Origin of the sequence: Paenarthrobacter sp. AR 02, assembly GCF_021538675.1 — a bacterium.
In the GTDB taxonomy this organism is placed as follows: Bacteria; Actinomycetota; Actinomycetes; order Actinomycetales; family Micrococcaceae; genus Arthrobacter.
Genome location: NZ_JAJUKH010000009.1, coordinates 12,833 through 31,615, shown reverse-complemented (window position 1 = coordinate 31,615; position 18,783 = coordinate 12,833). Strand labels below are relative to the sequence as shown.

The 18,783-nt window shown below is 63.6% G+C and carries 17 protein-coding genes; 12 read left to right on the top strand and 5 right to left on the bottom strand.

What is annotated here, in order from left to right; all coding sequences use genetic code 11:
- The first annotated feature begins 123 nt into the window (after nucleotides 1-123).
- The 4 genes from ngcE (at nucleotide 124) to LRQ04_RS15600 (ending at nucleotide 3,887) form a co-directional block, all read left to right on the top strand.
- Nucleotides 124-1,533: an N-acetylglucosamine/diacetylchitobiose ABC transporter substrate-binding protein gene (gene ngcE / locus LRQ04_RS15615; RefSeq protein WP_235521278.1), complete on the top strand. Its 1,410-nt coding sequence runs from the start codon at nucleotides 124-126 to the stop codon at nucleotides 1,531-1,533.
- 5 nt (nucleotides 1,534-1,538) lie between these two features.
- The gene (locus tag LRQ04_RS15610; RefSeq protein ID WP_235521276.1) at nucleotides 1,539-2,555 is read left to right on the top strand and encodes a carbohydrate ABC transporter permease; all 1,017 of its coding nucleotides are present in this window, start codon (nucleotides 1,539-1,541) and stop codon (nucleotides 2,553-2,555) included.
- Nucleotides 2,555-3,448 (top strand): carbohydrate ABC transporter permease, encoded by an 894-nt coding sequence (locus LRQ04_RS15605; protein ID WP_235521274.1) that lies wholly within the window; start codon nucleotides 2,555-2,557, stop codon nucleotides 3,446-3,448. The genes LRQ04_RS15610 and LRQ04_RS15605 overlap by 1 nt, the downstream gene beginning before the upstream one ends.
- Before the next feature lie 118 nt (nucleotides 3,449-3,566).
- Entirely contained in the window at nucleotides 3,567-3,887 is a 321-nt protein-coding gene (locus LRQ04_RS15600; RefSeq protein WP_235521272.1) for a putative quinol monooxygenase, read from the top strand.
- Between the two features lie 59 nt (nucleotides 3,888-3,946).
- Here the strand turns inward: LRQ04_RS15600 and LRQ04_RS15595 are convergent, their stop codons facing one another.
- Entirely contained in the window at nucleotides 3,947-4,240 is a 294-nt protein-coding gene (locus LRQ04_RS15595) for a DUF503 domain-containing protein (RefSeq protein ID WP_235521270.1), read from the bottom strand.
- A 213-nt stretch (nucleotides 4,241-4,453) separates the two neighbouring features.
- On the opposite strand from LRQ04_RS15595, the gene LRQ04_RS15590 reads away from it, so the two are divergent.
- From LRQ04_RS15590 to LRQ04_RS15565, 6 genes are all read left to right on the top strand, one after another.
- Nucleotides 4,454-6,385 carry a cellulose biosynthesis cyclic di-GMP-binding regulatory protein BcsB gene (locus tag LRQ04_RS15590; protein WP_235521269.1) on the top strand — a complete coding sequence of 644 codons (1,932 nt, stop codon included), beginning with the start codon at nucleotides 4,454-4,456 and terminating at the stop codon, nucleotides 6,383-6,385.
- The gene (locus LRQ04_RS15585) at nucleotides 6,375-8,063 is read left to right on the top strand and encodes a glycosyltransferase family 39 protein (RefSeq protein WP_235521267.1); all 1,689 of its coding nucleotides are present in this window, start codon (nucleotides 6,375-6,377) and stop codon (nucleotides 8,061-8,063) included. Before LRQ04_RS15590 ends, LRQ04_RS15585 begins: the two co-directional genes overlap by 11 nt.
- A complete protein-coding gene (locus LRQ04_RS15580) occupies nucleotides 8,063-10,021 on the top strand; it encodes a glycosyltransferase (RefSeq protein WP_235521265.1) in 1,959 nt (652 codons plus the stop codon). The genes LRQ04_RS15585 and LRQ04_RS15580 overlap by 1 nt, the downstream gene beginning before the upstream one ends.
- A gap of 120 nt (nucleotides 10,022-10,141) precedes the next feature.
- Entirely contained in the window at nucleotides 10,142-11,320 is a 1,179-nt protein-coding gene (locus LRQ04_RS15575) for a GGDEF domain-containing protein (RefSeq protein WP_235521263.1), read from the top strand.
- Nucleotides 11,317-11,814, top strand: coding sequence for a hypothetical protein (locus LRQ04_RS15570; RefSeq protein WP_235521260.1), 498 nt, complete (start codon nucleotides 11,317-11,319; stop codon nucleotides 11,812-11,814). Before LRQ04_RS15575 ends, LRQ04_RS15570 begins: the two co-directional genes overlap by 4 nt.
- Complete coding sequence (locus LRQ04_RS15565; RefSeq protein WP_235521259.1) at nucleotides 11,811-13,229, top strand: bifunctional diguanylate cyclase/phosphodiesterase; 1,419 nt, start codon at nucleotides 11,811-11,813, stop codon at nucleotides 13,227-13,229. Before LRQ04_RS15570 ends, LRQ04_RS15565 begins: the two co-directional genes overlap by 4 nt.
- A gap of 84 nt (nucleotides 13,230-13,313) precedes the next feature.
- On the opposite strand, the gene purL is transcribed toward LRQ04_RS15565, so the two are convergent.
- From purL to purS, 3 genes are read right to left on the bottom strand one after another with little or no spacing between them, the layout of a single operon-like run.
- Nucleotides 13,314-15,623, bottom strand: a complete 2,310-nt coding sequence (gene purL / locus LRQ04_RS15560) for a phosphoribosylformylglycinamidine synthase subunit PurL (protein ID WP_235521256.1) — start codon at nucleotides 15,621-15,623, stop codon at nucleotides 13,314-13,316.
- Nucleotides 15,620-16,402: a phosphoribosylformylglycinamidine synthase subunit PurQ gene (gene purQ, locus LRQ04_RS15555; protein WP_235521255.1), complete on the bottom strand. Its 783-nt coding sequence runs from the start codon at nucleotides 16,400-16,402 to the stop codon at nucleotides 15,620-15,622. Before purQ ends, purL begins: the two co-directional genes overlap by 4 nt.
- A 1-nt stretch (nucleotide 16,403) precedes the next feature.
- Nucleotides 16,404-16,655 carry a phosphoribosylformylglycinamidine synthase subunit PurS gene (purS, locus tag LRQ04_RS15550; protein ID WP_011773385.1) on the bottom strand — a complete coding sequence of 84 codons (252 nt, stop codon included), beginning with the start codon at nucleotides 16,653-16,655 and terminating at the stop codon, nucleotides 16,404-16,406.
- Nucleotides 16,656-17,031: 376 nt separating this feature from the next.
- On the opposite strand from purS, the gene LRQ04_RS15545 reads away from it, so the two are divergent.
- Together LRQ04_RS15545 and LRQ04_RS15540 are read left to right on the top strand one after the other, a co-directional pair.
- Entirely contained in the window at nucleotides 17,032-17,217 is a 186-nt protein-coding gene (locus tag LRQ04_RS15545; protein ID WP_235521253.1) for a hypothetical protein, read from the top strand.
- Between the two features lie 122 nt (nucleotides 17,218-17,339).
- Nucleotides 17,340-17,630, top strand: a complete 291-nt coding sequence (locus LRQ04_RS15540; protein ID WP_211713976.1) for a DUF1540 domain-containing protein — start codon at nucleotides 17,340-17,342, stop codon at nucleotides 17,628-17,630.
- Nucleotides 17,631-17,678: 48 nt separating this feature from the next.
- Here LRQ04_RS15540 and LRQ04_RS15535 read toward each other — a convergent pair whose 3' ends face one another.
- A complete protein-coding gene (locus LRQ04_RS15535; protein ID WP_235521251.1) occupies nucleotides 17,679-18,647 on the bottom strand; it encodes an NAD(P)-dependent oxidoreductase in 969 nt (322 codons plus the stop codon).
- Nucleotides 18,648-18,783 lie beyond the last annotated feature (136 nt).

Genomic DNA, 18,783 nt, shown 5'->3' with positions numbered 1-18,783 from the left:
TTCGATCATTCGTGGTGAATTATGTCACAGAAGGTTGGTGCTGCCAGAGCGCCAACCCAGACTGTCTGACTGAACGGTTCCTGCCGCAACAGTCGACACTACGAGTCACTGGAGGGTTTAGAAATGAACGTTCAGCACCAGTCCGTTGGTCGCCGTGGATTCCTGCGCGGAGCACTCGCCGCAGCTGTCCTCGTTCCTATGGGGGGAACCATTGCTTCATGTGCTGCGGGCGGCGGTGGAACAACCGCAGGTCCCACAGGAACTGTCTCCGACACCAACCCGTTCGGCATGGCTGACAAGGCCACCCTGGACGCCGTGATCTTCAAGGGCGGCTACGGCATCGACTACGTCGAGTTCGCGGGCAAGCTCTTCGAAAAGAACCACTCGGGTTCCACGGCCAAGATTGCCCCGTCCACTGACATCGCCCAGGAGCTGCAGCCGCGCTTCGTTGGGGGCAACCCGCCGGACCTGATCGACAACTCCGGCGCCAAGGCCATCGGCTTCAGCACCATCCTCGGCCAGCTCGAGGACCTCACGCCCCTTGTTGAGGCCAAGAACCTCGAAGGCAAGGTCATCAAGGACACCCTGTACACCGGCGTACTGGCTCCAGGCACCTTCGACGGCAAGCTTGCCGCCTTGAACTACGTGCTCACCGTCTACGCAGTGTGGTATTCGGATTCCCTCCTCAAGGAAAACGGTTGGACCGTTCCCAAGACCTGGGATGAGATGTACGCCCTCGGCGAGCAAGCCAAGGCCAAGGGCAAGTACCTGTTTGTCTGGGGCAAGGAAGCCGCCACGTACTACCAGGAACTGGCCATCGCGTCCGCCATCAAGGAAGGCGGCGACGAGGTGCGCCTCGCCTTGGAGAACCTCAAGGCCGATTGCTGGTCGCACCCGGCCATCCAGTCCGTCTTCACTGCGCTGGACAAGATCGTCAAGGCCGGCTTCTTCAAACCGGGCGGTTCGGGCACCCAGTTCACTGCCGCCCAGGCACAGTGGAGCAACGCGCAGGAAGCCGTGTTCTACCCCTCGGGTTCGTGGATCGAAAACGAAATGAAGGACCAGACCAAGGCCGGCTTCAACATGATGGGCACTCCCGCTCCGTCCGTGACTGCCAGCCCCAAGATGCCGCAGACTGCACTTCACAGCGCTGCAGGCGAACCGTTCATTGTCCCCTCGCAGGGCAAGAACGCTGCCGGCGGCAAGGAACTGCTCCGCATCATGCTCTCCAAGGAAGCAGCCACCAACTTCGCCAAGACCAAGCTGGCGCCGACCATCGTCAAGGACACCGTTCCGGCCGATGGCTTTGGTTCAACCGCCCTGGTTTCGCAGACGAAGATGCTCAGCGATGCCGGTGAGCACATCTACACCTGGAACTTCATTGACCTGTACGGCACCAACAAGGACCAGCTGGTTGTCTGGAACACCTTCCTGGATGGCAAGTCCGACGTCGCGACGCTGACTTCCGCACTCCAGAACATCACCGACAAGGTCCGTAACGACAGCTCGGTCAAGAAGATCGAAGTGAAGTGACTTCAGTGAAAACTCAGCAGAGCCGGAACGGCGACGGCCTGGCCGCCGTCGTTCCGGCGACCGCCCCACCGCAGGTGATCAAGCGGCGGCGGAAGCCGTTGACGTGGGACAAGGTCAGTTTCTTTGCGGTATTCCTCGGACTGCCGCTGGCGATCTACCTGTTGTTCGTGATTTGGCCCTTTATCCAGGCTTTTGGCTATTCATTGACTGACTGGTCGGGCTTCTCGCCCAACCAGAACTTCATCGGCCTTGAGAACTACGCCAAGATCTTCACTGACGACATCTTCATGAAGGCCATGGGGAACAACATCCTCCTGGTCATCTTCCTCCCGATCATCACCATCATCCTGAGCCTGGTACTTGCGTCCCTGGTGACGGTTGGCGGCAGCAGCAAGGGCCAGATCAAGGGCCTGCGCAACTCCAGCTTCTACCGTGTGGTCTCGTTCTTCCCGTACACCATCCCCGCCATCGCGATCGGCATCATGTGGGGGCAGATCTACGATCCCTCGGGAGGGCTTCTTAACGGCATCCTCACCGGCGTGGGCCTGGACCAGTTCAAGGACTTCGCCTGGCTGGGCGACAAGAACACCGCGATGATTGCCACCATGTTCGTGATCGTCTGGGGCTTCGTGGGCTTCTACATGGTGCTGTTCGTGGCCGGCATCAAGGGCATCCCCGCCGAGCTTTTCGAAGCCGCGAGGATCGATGGCGCCGGTCGCTTCCGCACCGCTGTGTCCATCACCATCCCGCTGATCCGCGACAACATCCAGACGGCCTACATCTACATGGGCATCCTGGCGTTGGATGCCTTCGTTTACATGGCCGCGCTGAATTCCGGCGGTGGTCCGGACAACTCAACTCTGGTCATGGCACAGCAACTGTTCTTCACCGCATTCAGCAAGGGGCAGTTCGGACTCGCAAGCGCCATGGGCGTTGTGCTTGCCATCGCGACCCTGATCTTCTCCGGCCTGGTCTTCGCGGTCAACAAGCTCACCGGCGGCGATAAGGATGTGAGCCTGTAATGAGTACCAAAGTTTCGACACCCGAGATGAAGTCGCTGCACTTCCAGCCGCGGACACCGGCCACCTCGACGGGCGACAAAGTGGTGGGAGCCGTTTCGCACACGGCGTTGACCATTTGGACGCTCATCGTCATCCTGCCCCTCCTGTGGACCTTCATGTCCTCCTTCAAGACGTCCAGCGAGATCTTCGCATCACCGTTCTCCTTGCCGGCCGAATGGAAGCTGGACAACTACGTCAAAGCGTGGAGTGAAGCCGGGATCGGCAGTGCGTTCCTGAACTCGGTGATCGTTGTGGCCGTGGCTTTGGTGATCGTGATGGTTCTGGGCGCCATGTGTGCCTACGTCCTCGCCCGCTACACCTTCCCGGGCAGCAGGGCCATCTACTACCTGATGCTCGCCGGCCTGACCTTCCCGATCTTCCTGGCCATGGTCCCGTTGTTCTTCGTCCTGAAGAACATGGGCTTGCTGAACACCCTGCCCGGGCTGATCCTGGTCTACGTGGGCTTCGCGCTTCCGTTCACCGTGTTCTTCCTGTTCTCCTTCTTCAAGTCGCTGCCCCACGAAATTACAGAGGCCGCAGCCCTTGATGGAGCAGGGGAGTGGCGGACGTTCTTCCAGGTCATGTTGCCGATGGCCAAGCCGGGCCTCGCCTCGGTTGCCATCTTCAACTTCCTGGGCCTGTGGAACCAGTTCCTCATCCCGGTGTCCATCAACGCTGCCGGTCCGCGTGTCCTCTCCCAGGAACTCGCGGCCTTCGCCGGCCAGATGGGCTACGCGGTGGACTACGGTGCGCTGTTCGCGGCCGTAAGCGTCACAGTCATTCCGGTGCTCATTGTCTACGTGATCTTCCAGCGCCAGCTGCAGGGTTCCGTATCGCAGGGCACCTCCAAGTAGTTCAACCAAGCCAAAAACAGCGTTCGACGGCGGTCCCCACCTTCCGGTGGGGGCCGCCGTCGGCCGTTAACTCTGAAAGACTGGAACGGATCAGTAGTCCAACGAAAGGCAGCAGCCCGTGATTTTCATTGTGGTTAAGTTCAACGTCAAGCCTGAGTGGTCCGAGCGTTGGCTGGACCTGGTGGCCGACTTCACCGAAGCGACCCGCGCCGAGCCCGGCAACTTGTGGTTCGACTGGTCCCGCAGTGTGGAGAACCCGAATGAGTTCGTGCTGGTGGAAGCATTCCAGGATGACGCGGCCGAGGCACACGTCAACAGCGAGCACTTCAAGAAGGCCATGGCGGACATGCCCCAGGCCCTGGTGGAGACTCCCCACATCATCAGCCGGCAGTTCGAAGGCAGCGGTTGGGACCGAATGGGCGAGCTGACCATCGCTTAATCCGCGGGGCTTGGCGGCAGCGGGGACGGGGAGCATCCGGGGATCCTTGAGACTGGCTACTAGTCCTCGCTGTGCAGCTCCCGCTGGCGGGCGCTCAGCAGCTCAAACTCGGGCCGGGCAGCCACGAACCGTTCAACGGCGTCGAGCACTTGCTGAAGATGCACGTTGTCCGGGGCCACCAGTGCCGCGCCGATCAGGGCGCGACGATACTGGTCCTGGAACCCGGTCTCTGCGGCCGAAACCTCGAAACGCCGTTTCAGCTCCGCCACCAGGGGCCGCAGCAGCGAGCGCTTTTCCTTCAAGCTATGGACATCGCCCAAGAGGACGTCGAACTCGATCCAACCGATCCACATAGTTCATTATCACCGCAGGTCAGTGGGATGGAACGGCAAGGACTTGATGGAATCTTGAGGAAACGCAGCAAGGCACCTTGAGTTGGACTTGGCAGTGTCTATGAGGTTGGCCCAAGAGGCTGACGGACTCATTCGCTGCTAGTTACCAGGACTGACATCGTGCCCTTAGCCCCTGCCCGAACCAGACCCCATACCCGTTACCGTGCCGCGGCGGTGACGCTCGCCTTCGCTGCCGCTTTGGCCCTGTCTGCGGCCACCATTCCGGCGGCAGTCGCTGCACCCTCCCAGGGATCAACCCTGAAGGCATCGTCCAGCGTTTCTGCCCTCGCAGGGCAGTCGGAGCAGGTCCTGGTGGTTCCGGTGGCTTCGGGCCTGGAGCCCACACGGGTCAAGGGAACAATCGTGGTGTCCGGGAAGCTGGAGGGCACAGTCCGGGCAACGGTTAACGGCCGTGTTGTGCTGGAGACTGCCGCTGCTGCCAACATTGCCCTCGATGCCGCTGTCAGCAATTCCGACGTGCTGGACCAGCAGTTGACCGTGGGCCTTCAAATCGTTCCCGCAACCCAGACCATGTGCGTGCTCTCCAACGCCACGGCAACCCTGAACAACACGGTGGTGGACTTCAGCGGGACCGCCAAAGCACCCACCACAGTGGGTGAGTTCTTCCCGGCGTCCGTGCCCGCCGTCGTTCTTCCCGTCCCGGCGGATCCTGGCTCCGATGTGTCGGCGGCCATCATGACTGCCTCGGCAGCGATGTCGCACCGTTATCCGGACGCCGCAGTCACTGTGGTTCCGGAAGGTGAGCTGGCGGCGCGCGTGGCGAACCTGCCCGCCGGCAGCCGAATCCTCAGCGTCGTCGCCGACCAGGGCGAGGTTGCCACCAAGCTCACCACCACCGCGGGACTGCCGCAGCTGGTCCTTAGCGGCCACGAGGAACAGCTCCGTACCGCGGCCAGGGCCCTGGCCAGCGACAAGACCGCGCTCGCAGTGACACCGTCGGTCACCGGCCTGACCTCGGCGCTGCCCGCCGCGCAGGGCCTGACCCAGACCATCAAGGACCTCGGGAGCACCACGCTCAAGCTCTCGGGCTATGGCACCCCGGAATCCTATGTTGGTATCTCGCAATCACAGTTCGGCGGACCTGTTTCCTCGGTGAAGGTCCAGCTCAAGGGAACCCACACGGCCGTGCCAAATAACGCCCAGGCGCAGCTTTCAGTTTTCTGGAACGACTACCTGCTCAGTTCCAGGAACCTCGACGGCGGCGACACCTTCAGTGTGGACGCTGAGGTTCCAGCCGGCCAGCTCCAGGCGAAGAACGGCTTGCGGATCCGGCTGGCTGCCCTCCCCGCCGGCGGCGATTGTTCCGGACCGGCAGGCGTCATGCCCATGGAAGTCACGCTGGATACGGCGGGCAGCACCGTGACGGCTGTCCGCGGTGACTCCACCCAGGCCGGTTTCGCGCGTTTCCCGCAGGTTTTGGGCCAGAGCGTTCCGGTAGCTTTCGGCGACGGGAACGCCCAGGCGAACACCCTCAACGCCGCCACCCTGATCGCTGCCCTCCAGCGGGACAGTGCCTCGCTGCTGGACACCCGGGTGGTGGGCATCGATTCACTGGCCGGATCGAGTGAATCCGGGCTGGTGGTGGGTGCCACGGCAGAGGTGGCCAACAAGCTCTCAGCACCCCTGCGTTTGGCGGAGTTCCGCACGATCTCACCTGACGACGTCGAATATGGCGTGGGCGTCTCCGCCCCCTATGGCGTGCTGGAAGCTTTTGAGCAGGGCGGGCGCAACCTGCTGTTGCTGGGTGCGTGGGCCCCCGAAGGCGACGCCGCGGCAGCTGCTGCGCTCCAAGGATCGCTGGCCGCGCATGTGGGCGGGGTTGAAGGCGGCTGGGGTTCCCTGTCCCGCAACCTCCTGGTGACGCAACCGTCCGGTACGCCGGTGTTGTTGGAGAGCAACGTCGTTGTTCCGCAGAAGGCTGTCACCGATGACTACCGTCCGTACGCCTGGTGGATCGGCGGAGCCGTGCTGGTCCTCGGGCTCGCGTTTGCGCTGCGCACCCTGCTGGCCAGGAGGCGTGCCAAGGAAGCGCAGGCCTACGTGGATGCTGAGCTGAAATCTTCCGAACCGGGCCATGGCAACTAGCCTCGCCACGCGTCGTGCCGGCCACCGGAAGGAGGCAGTGCCTGGAGCCCTGGCTTTGCTCGCCCGGGCATGGGAACGGCTCGACGCCCCGGTTGCCGGCCGCAAGGTTCCGGGGACCAGGATCGTCGCACTCCTGTCGGCCGTGGTCGGTTACCTCGCCTGCCTGTACACGATCGGGCACGGCACCAACCTGGACTATTCGGACGCCCAGAGCCATCTGACCATCGCACGCCGGATTTTCGACAGCAAGGCTCCGGGCTTCGAGCAGTTGGGAACGGTCTGGTTGCCCATGCCCCACCTGCTGCTGGCACCATTCGTGGTGAACATGTGGTTGTTCAGCACGGGGTGGGCGGCCGGGCTCTTGGGAATCCTGGCCTTGTCAGCCACCACCACGGGCCTGTACCTGATTGCAGCCCGGCTGGGGTTGGGGCGGGCCGGCCGACTGGCCACCACTCTGGTTGTCCTGGCCAACCCCGCGGTCCTGTACGTCTACACCACGGCCCTCACCGAGCCCGTGCTGATCATGTGCATCGTGGGCGGCATGGCAGGCCTGGCGCATTGGGCAACCAGCCGTCGCCGCATGAGCGCCGGTGAACTCGCTGTCTTCGCCGGCATCCCGTCGGCGGCCGCCGTGCTCTCGAGGTACGAAGGCTGGGCGCTGGTCATGACGGGGACCGTGTTCGTGCTCATAGTCGCCAAACGCCGCACTGGCGCCTGGCGCGAGGCACTCATCATGGCCGGTGGTTACGTGATGATTCCCGCAGCCGCCGTGCTGTGGTGGGTGTCCTACAACTGGGCCATCTACGGCAACCCGCTGGAGTTCATGTTCGGGCAGTACTCCGCCTACGCCCAGCAGAAGAACATCACCGACGGCGGCCTGTTGCCTACCAAGGGCAACCTGGGACTGACGCTGACTACTTTCCATTGGTCGCTGCTGGAGACAGCCGGCGTCCTGGTCCTCGCGATGGCAGCGTGCGGCGCCGTCGTGCTTGTCTTCAGGCGGGGATTCGCGAACAGTACCTTGCTGGTGGCGGTGACCGGCAGTGCTTACGCCTTTGCGTTGTTGAGCCTGTTCCTGGGCCAAACCGCGATCAACAACGACCATTCGTTGCCGTCCACGTGGTGGAACAACAGATTCGCACTGACGGCCTTGCCGCTGGTGGCGATCCTGGTGGCTGTGTTCGTCCAGGACATCACGCGGGCCCGGCGGTTCAGGCCCTGGGTGGTCGGTGCTTTGCTGGCAGGACTGGTGGGGCAGAACCTGTGGTGGAATGAGGACCCGACTGCTCGCCTGGCCGTTCTGGCAGAAGGCCGGATGTCCGCGGAATCCACCACCAATTCAACCGCTGCAGCGCGCTGGCTCAACGCCCATTATGAGTCCGGAGGAATCCTCATGGATGAAAGCGCCCGCGGCAATGCGATCCTTCCCGTCATGGGAATTCCCCTCAAGGAAATCTACAACCGCGCGTCCGGCGACTACTTTGCCCCCGCCCTGGAGGATCCGGCGAAGTACGCCAAGTGGGTCTTCGTTAATGTGGAGGCAGGCTCAGGTGCCCGCGATTCCGGCCCCACCGACTTGGTGTACCAGGCCATGGTGAAGGACCCCGGATTCACCGTGCGTTACTCAGTCGCTTTCTCCACGCCAACACACCGGATCTATGAAAGGTCCTCACACTGATGACACCTCCATCCCACGTTGCGGAGCAGCGGCTGAACCGGAAGTCAATCGGCCAGACACTGCTCGAAGCAGGGCTCGTGACCCCCGAGCAACTCCAGCGGGCACTTGACCGGGCCGCAGCTGAAGGCGGGCTGCTCGGCCGGCACCTGATCCTGGAAGCGGGGCTGGACCGCCGTCGGATTTATGAAGTGCTGGCCCAGCAGTGGCAGGCCCCCTTGGTTGACCTGGTGGCTGAACCGGCGGATGACGCACTTATGGAGATGCTCGGTTACAGCGAGCTTGGGGAACCCTTCTGGTTGCCGTGGCGGATGGAAGGGGATGTCCTCACCATAGCCACCGCAGTGGCACCCACGGACGCCATTGCGCACGAAGCAGCCTTGACGTTCGGGGCCGCCGCTGTCGAGTTCCGCACCACCACCGACTGGGACATCAACCAATCCATCCAGCGATCGTTCCGTCGGCACCTTCTCTATGAATCGGCCGAACGCTTGGCCGAAGAACGCCCGGGGGAATCTGCGCGCACGGCCCTGACGCGGTGGCAGCGACTCCTCCCGGTTGTCCTCGTGGCAGGCATCGTGGCGGCGTTCGTGGTGTCCCCGCTGACCGCCGTCGTCGTGCTGCTGGCAGCGGCCAACATCGTGTTCCTGGTCAGCATCGCCTTCAAGTCCCTGGCGAGCCTCCGCCGGCCCTTCGACAGCCTGCATGAGGCCGCAGTGGCCAACGCCAGGAACAGGGAACGGGCCAGCCGTGGACTCCCACCCCTGGCGGAAGAGCGGGTTCCTGATGCAGACCTGCCCATCTACACCATCCTGGTTCCGGTGTTCCGCGAGGCCAACATCATTGACAAACTTCTGGTCAACCTTGGGCAACTGGACTACCCTCGCTCCAAGCTTGACGTCCTTGTGCTCCTGGAAGAGGACGACGCCGAGACCATCGCCGCCGCGAAAGCTTCCAGGCCGCCGGAGTACGTGCGCATCCTGATCGTGCCCAAGGGCGAGCCGCAAACCAAGCCCCGTGCCTGCAACTACGGGCTGACTTTCGCCCGGGGGGAGTACGTGGTGATCTACGACGCCGAGGACCGTCCGGATCCGGGCCAGTTGCGGGCATCCATCGCAGCGTTCAAGAAGGACGAGTTCGAGCGGCAACACCTCAACCCGGACCGCAAACCCCTCATCTGTGTCCAGGCAGCCTTGAACTATTTCAACGCAGACCAAAACGTCCTCACCCGCATGTTCACCATCGAATACACCCACTGGTTCGACTCCATGCTTCCCGGGCTGGACAACTCCGGGATTCCTCTGCCGTTGGGAGGGACCTCCAACCACTTCGTCACCTCCTTGCTCAAGGAAGTCGGTGCGTGGGACCCCTGGAACGTCACGGAGGATGCCGACCTGGGACTCCGTGCCGCTGTGGAGGTGTACCGGGTGGGCGTCATTGACTCCACCACGTGGGAAGAAGCCTGCTCGCAGGTTCCCGCCTGGATCAAGCAACGCACCCGGTGGATCAAGGGCTACATGGTGACCTCCGCCGTCAACACAAGGAACTCGCTGCGCTACGTCAAGAGCACCGGGATCGCCGGCACCATCGGCTTCCTCGGCCTGATCCTGGGCACACCGCTGGCTTTCCTGGCCTATCCGCTGGTGGTCGGGTTCACCGTGGTCACGTACATCGGCTACGACATTGTTGGATTGGTACTGCCCCAATGGCTGCTGGCGGGAGGTGTGGTGTCCATGCTGTTCGGCAACGCCATGATGATCATCGTCTCCGGGGTTGCCACGCTGCGTCGCCATGGCTGGCGGATCGCCATCTTCGCGTTGTTGAACCCCTTCTACTGGGTGCTGCACTCGGTGGCCGCCTGGCGGGCCGCGTGGCAGATGCTGACGAGTCCCCACAAGTGGGAGAAGACACCTCACGGCCTGGAAGCGGAATTCCACGACGACGGCCACTGGGCCGGGTGAGAAGCCGCCCTGAAGCCAGGGATCTTGAGCCAATCTTGAGGTAATGCCGCAGTGAGGTTGAGCGAGCCACATCACACTGGGCTCAAAGGCCGATGCATCACCAGCTGAGGGGGTTGGGCCATGGTTCTCGACGCATTCTCTGTGCGGGTGGCCTTGGGTGTGGTCACACTGACGCTCTTCGCACTTTTCTGCGCATCTTTCTACCGCACCCGCTCACCCTACGCAGGCTGGTGGAGCATTGCCCTGCTGGAATTCATGGTGGGCAACGCGGCGTTCCTCCTCAACGGCACCACCCATCAGCAGTGGGCCAACCCGGTGGGCAACGTCCTGGTGGTTGCCGGCGCATTCAGTGTGTGGGCCGGAGCGAGGTCGTTGCGGGACCTGAAAACAGCGCCGTGGCAGCTGGCGGCGGGCCCCGGAATCACGGCCATTGCCTCCATGCTTGAAGAACCCGCAACCAACGTGTGGTCCGGGGGTTTTGTTTACCTGGCCATGATGACAGCGGGCATCGCACTGGCGGCCACCGACCTCTGGCTCATCAAGTCTTCCCACTCCCAGGCGCATAAGGCACTCTCGCTGGCCGCTGGCCTGCTGGCCCTCTACTATCTGGGCCGCTGGGCCGTCTACGCCATGGAAGGTCCCGCCGGCGCTACTTTCCGAACATACTTTGGGCCCGCACCATCCGGGCTCGTGTCCATGGTCCTGCTGGTCACCGTGTCCTTCAGCATGACGGCACTGACCAGTGACCAGCTCATCAAGGGCCTCAAGGAACGGGCCGCCCGGGACCACCTGACGGGCCTGCTGAACCGTGGAACCTTCCTGGACCTCGCCACTGGCGAACTCAAACGCTTGCGTGCCACCGAGTCCAACGTCGCGATCATCCTGGCGGACCTCGACCACTTCAAAGCCGTCAATGATGAGTATGGACACGGCACGGGGGACGTCGCCCTTAAAGCCTTCGCGGCGGCCTGCACTGCCTCTGCCAGGTCCACCGACCTCATAGCCCGTTACGGTGGCGAGGAATTCATCCTCTTCCTCCCGGGGGCCACCCAGGAACGGGCCGAGAACATCGCCGGCGAGATCAGTCGCCGCATGGCCGCCACGGCCGTTCCCGAAGGCGTCACGTTCCCCACGATCAGTTACGGCGTCACGTCCAGCCCCAACGCTGCCGCGGACCTCACTTTCATGATCGAGGTAGCGGACGCGGCCCTGTACAGCGCCAAAGCACAAGGAAGAAACCGGATTGTCGGAGCAGACCGCCTGCAGGCGGCCGTTATCGCGGATGAGGCACGATCATGAATGAACTCACCACCAGGATCCAGATCCAGCACAACCACGAGTTGTCCGCTTTCAGGCAGGACATCACCAGCGCACCATACCAAGGAGCGGCAATCCCGTCCCTGAACGCCGGCCGCCGGTCAGTGCGGATGAGTCCAGTCCAGTCGGTCGAGGACGGAAACGCCAACCTGACCATAGTGGCCGACGTCGAAGGACTCGCCCGGTTCACGACGGACAGAGGCCTCAAGGGCAGTTGCATCACAGTGTCCATCGCAGGGCACCGCCGCAACACAGGCAGCCGGGTTCACCTGCCGCTGGCCGAATGCGACGCTTGGATCGAAGCCATCCTGGGCGGGTCCTGGATCACCCACGTTTACCGGGCAGGGTACAAGGTAGAACCGGACGGCCGCCTGGACATCGCCTCCTACCGCCTTTTCCTGGACGAGCGCAGGAACCCCGTTTCCAAACCACAGGCAGTTGCCGACACCACGTTGCGCCGCCTGGAAGAGTCGTGACCAGCATTTCGTCCGGCTCTCCAGCAGGCCTGGATCCCAGGATCGGCAGGCTGGAACGGCACATCCAGGACCTCATGGAGGAGTTGCACCAGGCCCGCTACGAACAGCGCCGGGACACCCTGTCCGACGCCCTGACCGGGGTGGGCAATCGCCTGGCGTTGATCAACGCCTACAACGATGCCCAGGCTGCCACGGCCCAGGGTGCCGCACCGCCAGCGCTGCTCCTGTTGAACCTGGACGGGTTCAAGGCGCTGAAGAACTCGGCCGGCCATGCCGCCGCGGACCAGATCCTGGTGACGGTCGCCATGCGCATTAGGTCGGCCGTCCGCGATAACGACGTCGTCACCCGCCTGGGCGGCGACGAGTTCGCCGTGCTGTTGCCGGCCACCCCGCAAAGCCGGGCCACCGCCGTCGGAAACCGCATCCTTGCCGCCCTGGAACCAAACATCGACCTGGGAAACAACTCCGTCCGGTGCGGGGCGAGCATGGGCCTGCGGATCGCCGAAGCACACCACAGCGCCGAGGACCTCCTCCAGGAAGCCGACCTGGCTATGGAGGAATCGAAAAACGAGGGCCGGAACAAGCTCAAGGTGTTCGACCCGGGAACACTGCACGCCCGGCAGCTTCAACGCCAGATCGTGGGGGAACTCCGCGACGCCATCCGTTCGGAGCAACTGGTCCTGTATTACCAGCCGATCGTGGAGCTTGCCACGGGCCGGATCGAGGGATCCGAGGCATTGGTCCGTTGGAACCATCCCGTGCATGGCCTCATCATGCCGGACCAGTTCATTCCGGTGGCCGAAGCCACGGGCCTCATTGCTGAGTTGGGCCGCTGGGTCCTCCGGACGGCCGTGCGGCAACTGCGCGAGTGGCGTCAGAATCCTGCCACCGCGGGCCACGACTTTTCCATGCGGATCAACGTCTCCGCCGCAGACCTGCAAAGCCTTGAGTTCGTGGACGACGTCAGCGAGGCCTTGGCGGAGGAGTCCCTGGCCCCGGAGTCCTTGGTGCTTGAGCTAACGGAGAGCGCCATCATCCACAACAATGAACTGGACCGTTACACCTTGGCCAGCCTGCAGAGGCTGGGAGTGGGACTGGAAATCGACGATTTCGGCGCGGGCTATTCGTCCATGGGCTACCTCCGGAAACTTCCCGTGGACCGCGTGAAAGTGGACCGTCAGTTCGTGAAGGAACTGGGCAAGGATTCCACGCAGCTCGGCTTCCTTGCTGCCATCCAGCAGGTGATCCGCTCCTGCGGCCTCGACGGTGTCTGGGAGGGCATCGAGACGGCCGAGCAGGCTGAAGCGCTCCGAAGTATTGGCTGCACGAGCGGACAAGGCTACTACTTCGGCAAGCCATTGCCGGAGGCTGAGTTCACGGCCCAGCTGGCCCGGCAGGACGCCTGGCCGGCTTAAAGCAGTAACGCGGGGTCACTACGGCCCATCCCGAGGGGATTTTTGGGCCGTACGTGACCCCGCGTTGCTTTAAGCGGGGAGGTTCTAGCCGAAGTACTTCGGCAGCGTACCTTCGTGTGCTTCGCTGAGGGCATCCAGGGAGAGCTCGTCCACCCCGTTGATCTCCAGCTTTCCACCGGCAGCGTCAACGACGCCGATCCGGATGTGGGCGAAGCCGCGTGCCGTGCACATGTCCTTGAAGCGGACTTCCTCGGAACGCGGCACTGAGACGATGGCGCGGGCCTGGGATTCGGAGAAGAGGGCCGTGAACAGGTCCACGCCGTCACGCTCCATCAATTCCTCAAGGGCAATGCGGGCGCCAACACCGTAGCGCAGCGAGGACTCAACCAGGGCAGCCGCGAGGCCTCCCTCGGAGAGGTCGTGTGCGGCGTCAACCATGCCATCGCGGGAAGCGTTGATCAGGATCTGGCCCAATTCACGCTCGGCAGCGAGATCGACCTTCGGCGGCAGGCCACCGAGGTGCCCGCGCAGGTTGGACCATTCCGAACCATCCAGTTCCGCTGCGGTGGTACCGAGCAGGTAGATGGCCTGGCCGTCTTCGCGCCAGCCCGACGGCGTGCGGCGGGCAACGTCGTCGAGCTTGCCCAGGACTGCCACCACGGGGGAGGGGTGGATGGGCGTGGTGCCCGTCTGGTTGTAGAGCGAGACGTTGCCGCCGGTGACGGGGATGCCGAGCTCCATGCAGGCATCGGAGAGGCCACGGATGGCTTCCGCGAGCTGCCACATGACATCCGGGTCCTCGGGGGAACCGAAGTTCAGGCAGTCGCTGACGGCCATCGGAACGGCGCCGGAGGTGGCGACGTTGCGGTAGGCCTCGGCCAATGCCAGCTGTGCACCCTGGTACGGCTCAAGGTAGGTGTAGCGGCCGTTGGCGTCGGTGGCCAGGGCAACGCCCAGGCCGGTCTCTTCGTCAACGCGTACCACGCCGGCGTCGTCCGGGAATGCCATGGCAGTGTTGCCGCCGACGTAGCGGTCGTACTGCTTGGTGATCCAGGACTTGCTGCACATGTTCGGCGATGCGATGAGCTCGGTGACAGCTGCTGCCAGCTCGGACGGAGCTGACGGGCGGCCGGCGTCCTCGACGGAGCCGGTGAAGGTGTTGGCCTGGACCGAGTCCTGCCACTCCGGGCGGGCGAACGGACGGTCGTAGACCGGGCCGTCGTGCGCAACGGTGCGGGGATCGACGTCGACGATTACTTCGCCTTCCCAGGTGATGATGAGGCGACCGGTGTCGGTGACCTCACCCAACCAGGAGTACTCCACAGCCCACTTGTCCATGACTGCTTCGAACGCTTCGATGTTCTCCGGGGTGACCACGGCCATCATGCGTTCCTGCGACTCGGACATCAGGATCTCGCCCGGGGTCAGCGTGGGATCGCGCAGCAGGACGGAGGTCAGTTCAACTTCCATGCCGCCGTCGCCGTTGGAGGCGAGCTCGGACGTGGCACAGGAAATGCCTGCGGCGCCGAGGTCCTGGATGCCTTCAACCAGGGAGCCCTTGAAGAGCTCCAGGCAGCACTCGATCAGGACCTTCTCAGCGAAGGGGTCGCCCACCTGGACGGCGGGGCGTTTGGAGGGCTTGGTGTCGTCGAAGGACTCGGAGGCGAGCACCGATGCGCCGCCGATGCCGTCGCCACCCGTGCGGGCACCGAACAGGACAACCTTGTTGCCCTTGCCGGAGGCGTTGGCCAGGCGGATGTCCTCGTGGCGCATAACGCCAACGGCCAGGGCGTTCACCAGCGGGTTGCCCTGGTAGACGGAATCGAACACCATTTCGCCGCCGATGTTCGGCAGGCCCAGGCAGTTGCCGTAGCCGCCGATGCCGGCAACGGCACCGTGCATGACGCGGGCGGTGTCCGGGTGGTCGATCGCGCCGAAACGCAGCGGGTCCATCACGGCGACCGGGCGGGCGCCCATGGAGATGATGTCGCGGACAATGCCGCCGATGCCGGTTGCGGCACCCTGGTAAGGCTCAACGAACGACGGCGAGTTGTGGGACTCGATCTTGAAGGTCACGGCCCAGCCGTCCCCAAGGTTGGTGACGCCGGCGTTTTCGCCGATGCCCACCAGCATGTCCTTCTTCATTTCCTCGGTGACCTTCTCGCCGAACTGGCGGAGGTGGTTCTTGGAGGACTTGTAGGAGCAGTGCTCGCTCCACATGACGGAGTACATGGCCAGCTCGGCGCCAGTGGGGCGACGGCCAAGGACCTTGACGATCTCATCGAATTCGTTCTTCTTCAAGCCCAGTTCGGACCACGGAAGTTCCGTGTCCGGGGTCTTGGCAGCGTGCTCAACGGTGTCGATGTTGAACTTCTTGGTGGTTTCCGTGGTCACTTGTCGCCTCCCACAATCTTGGTCAGTACGGAGGTGAAGAAACCGAGGCCGTCGGTGTCGCGGGGCTCGCCGGCGGAGCCGGACAGACCAGCTTCCGGACCGAAACCGGCCTCAACTGCGTGCTCGGGGTGCGGCATGAGGCCCACCACGTTGCCTGCGGCGTTGGAGATGCCGGCGATGTCCCGGCGGGAGCCGTTCGGGTTGAAGCCAACGTAACGGAACACCACGCGGCCCTCGGCTTCAAGAGCGTCCAGGGTCTTCTCGTCCGCGATGTACTGGCCGTCCTGGTTCTTCAACGGCACGATGATTTCCTGGCCATTGGTGTAATCCACGGTCCAGGCAGTGTTGGCGTTTTCCACGCGCAGCGTCTGGTCGCGGCAGATGAACTTCAGGTGGTCGTTCTTGATCATCGAACCGGGCAGCAGGTGCGACTCGGTGAGGATCTGGAAACCGTTGCAGATACCCAAAACCGGAAGCTTCGCCTCGGAGTTGGCAGCATCGATGATCTTGGTCATCAGCGGCGCGAAACGCGAGATGGCGCCTGCACGGAGGTAGTCGCCGTAGGAGAATCCGCCGGGGATGATGACAGCGTCAACGTCGCCCAGTTCGGAGTCGGCGTGCCAGAGCGGAACCGCTGTGGCGCCGGCGAGCCGTACTGCACGGGCGGCGTCGCGGTCGTCCAGGGTGCCGGGGAAGGTGACGACGCCAACCTTGGCGCCTGCGAGCCTGGGCTCGGCGGCGACGGCTACAGCCTCGCCAATCAGGGGGATCGACGTCATATCAGGCCTCGACGACCTCGACGTTGACGACATCCTCGATCACTGGGTTGGACAGGAGGGTCTCTGCAGCTTCGCGGGCCTGGGCCAGGATAGCGTCGGTCACCTCGCCATCGACCGTCAGTTCGAAGCGCTTGCCTTGGCGGACTGCGCTGAAGCTGTTGAAGCCGAGGCGGGGCAGGGCACCCACAATGGCCTTCCCCTGGGGGTCCAGAATCTCGGGCTTGGGCATGACGTCAACGACGATCCGGGGCATCCGGTAACTCCTGTGCGGTGAGTTGGGTGAACCTTAAATAAGGCTGCCGCGGAGGTGCCGTCTCACGCCGTTCAGCCGCATCCAAACAGCGTCTTGAACACAGGGTTAAACACGGTTGTGAACTGCAATGTTTGAACGGCATGGGGGGCGCTCCGCGAGCTTGCACACCTATTCTACCGGGAGCGGCGCACATACCCTATTCAGCCCGTTTCCGCGAGGACCCCCCGCCGTCACGGCGGAAAATGCCCTGTTTGAGGGCCCGACGGCGGCACTCGCCAAGCCCTGACGGTCGCCGCTGCCAGGCTTCGACGGTCGCCGCTGCCAGGGTTCGGCGGCGGCGCTGGCCGCAGGTGGCCTGCGTCACTAGGATTGCGGCATGGCTGAGAAACCGAAATCGATGGTGCTGGGCGTTGTGGCTGCGGCCGTTTTTGCCGGGCTTGGCCGGATGGTCATCCAAAAGATCCTGTCCGACAGGGCTGCGCGGGAGCGGCACCTCACGGCACCGCTGGACCAGGAAACGCGGGCAAAGATCAGCGAAGCACTGCGTACACCCCGCAATTAGCCGGCTAATAGCGCACGGACAAATGCGCTAATGGTTCGGGTTCAATCATGTGATTCCGGCGTAGCTTGGAGGTACACGGGGTGTTCGCCCCCGTACCATTCAGGATCCAGCCAGGAGGAACAATGACCGAACACATTGCCGAAGTATCCGCCTGTAGCGTGGGCAGCTGTGGCTTCAACCACGACGGCTGCACCGCATTTGGAATCACCATTGGTGGCACCCAGGATCACGCCTCCTGCGCCACGTTCATCGACACCAATGCGATGGGTGGCCTTCCCAAGGTCCTTGCCCATGTGGGTGCGTGCCAGCGGTCCGAGTGCGTCCACAACAACAACCTCATGTGCGAGGCACACGACGTAAGGGTAGGGCCCGGTCGTGAAGCGGCTGACTGCCTGACCTACGAGCACGCCTGACCGTTACCGCAAAAGCGGGCCTGACCTCAGCGGAGGTCAGGCCCGTTTTTACGTTGCCGCTTCGTGCCCCTGGCCGGCAACCTGGTTCGTCAGAGGTTTGCCATCCTTGAGTGCGGCGACATTGCCAACGATCAATTGGGATGAGCCCTTGGGCCGGTTGCCGGCCACGTGCGGGGTGATGATCAGGTTGGGCGCAGCCCACAGCTCCGACCACGCCGGGAGCGGTTCCTGCTTGGTGACGTCCAAGACTGCCACACGGAGCCGTCCCTCCCGCAGGGCGGCCAGCAGTGCGTCTTCGTCAACGGTGGCGCCGCGGCCCACGTTGACGAAAACGGCGCTGGCGGGAAGCTGCCGAAGGATGTCGTCGTTCAGGGCATCGGCGGTGTCGGGCGTGGCGGGAAGGATGGAGATCAGCACGTCGGTGGTGCCCAGGACGCCGGGCAGTTCCTCTGTTGAGACCACCGGGAAGCCGTAGCGCTCACCCTTGGAGTTGGCCACGCCGGTGACATTCGCACCCAGGGCGGCCAGCAGGGGAGCGAGCCGTCCGGCGATCGAGCCGAAGCCCCAGATGGTGACGTTGGCGCCGTCGAGCGTGTAAAGCTTTTCGGTCGCGGGATCGGACTGCGCGGCGTTGAACTCCGCGTTCCAGGTGGTGTCCCGTTGGGCTTCCTGCAGGACGTCCAGGCGCCGGACCGCTGCAAGAACCAGCGCCAGCGCGTGCTCAGCGACAGGGCCGTCGTGCAGCGAGCGGCCGGAGGTAATGGCCACATGGTGGGCGAAGCCAGCCGCCAGCACGGAGTCGGGTCCGGCGGCCAGCGTTTGGACCAGCTTGAGGTCTGGCAGTCCGTGCGCCGCATCCGCCAGGTTTTCCGCGGTGTTGCGCCACACGATGAGGACCTCGGCATCGCGGTGATCGCCGGGGATGGGCTGGTCCACAGCGTAGGTGGCTACCTCGTCCCCGGCACGGGTGAGCTCGGTAAGGTCCAGTTCGATGGTGTCCGGGGCAAGGATCTTCACGGCAACTCCAAGGTCATGGGGGTGGGTGGTTCTTTCTCGAGGCTACCGCTTGGCGTCCCACAAGAGCCGAATACACCGTAATGCTGGCCATGTGACCCAGAACACCCTATGGTGGTAGGACGTTCGACGTAGCACG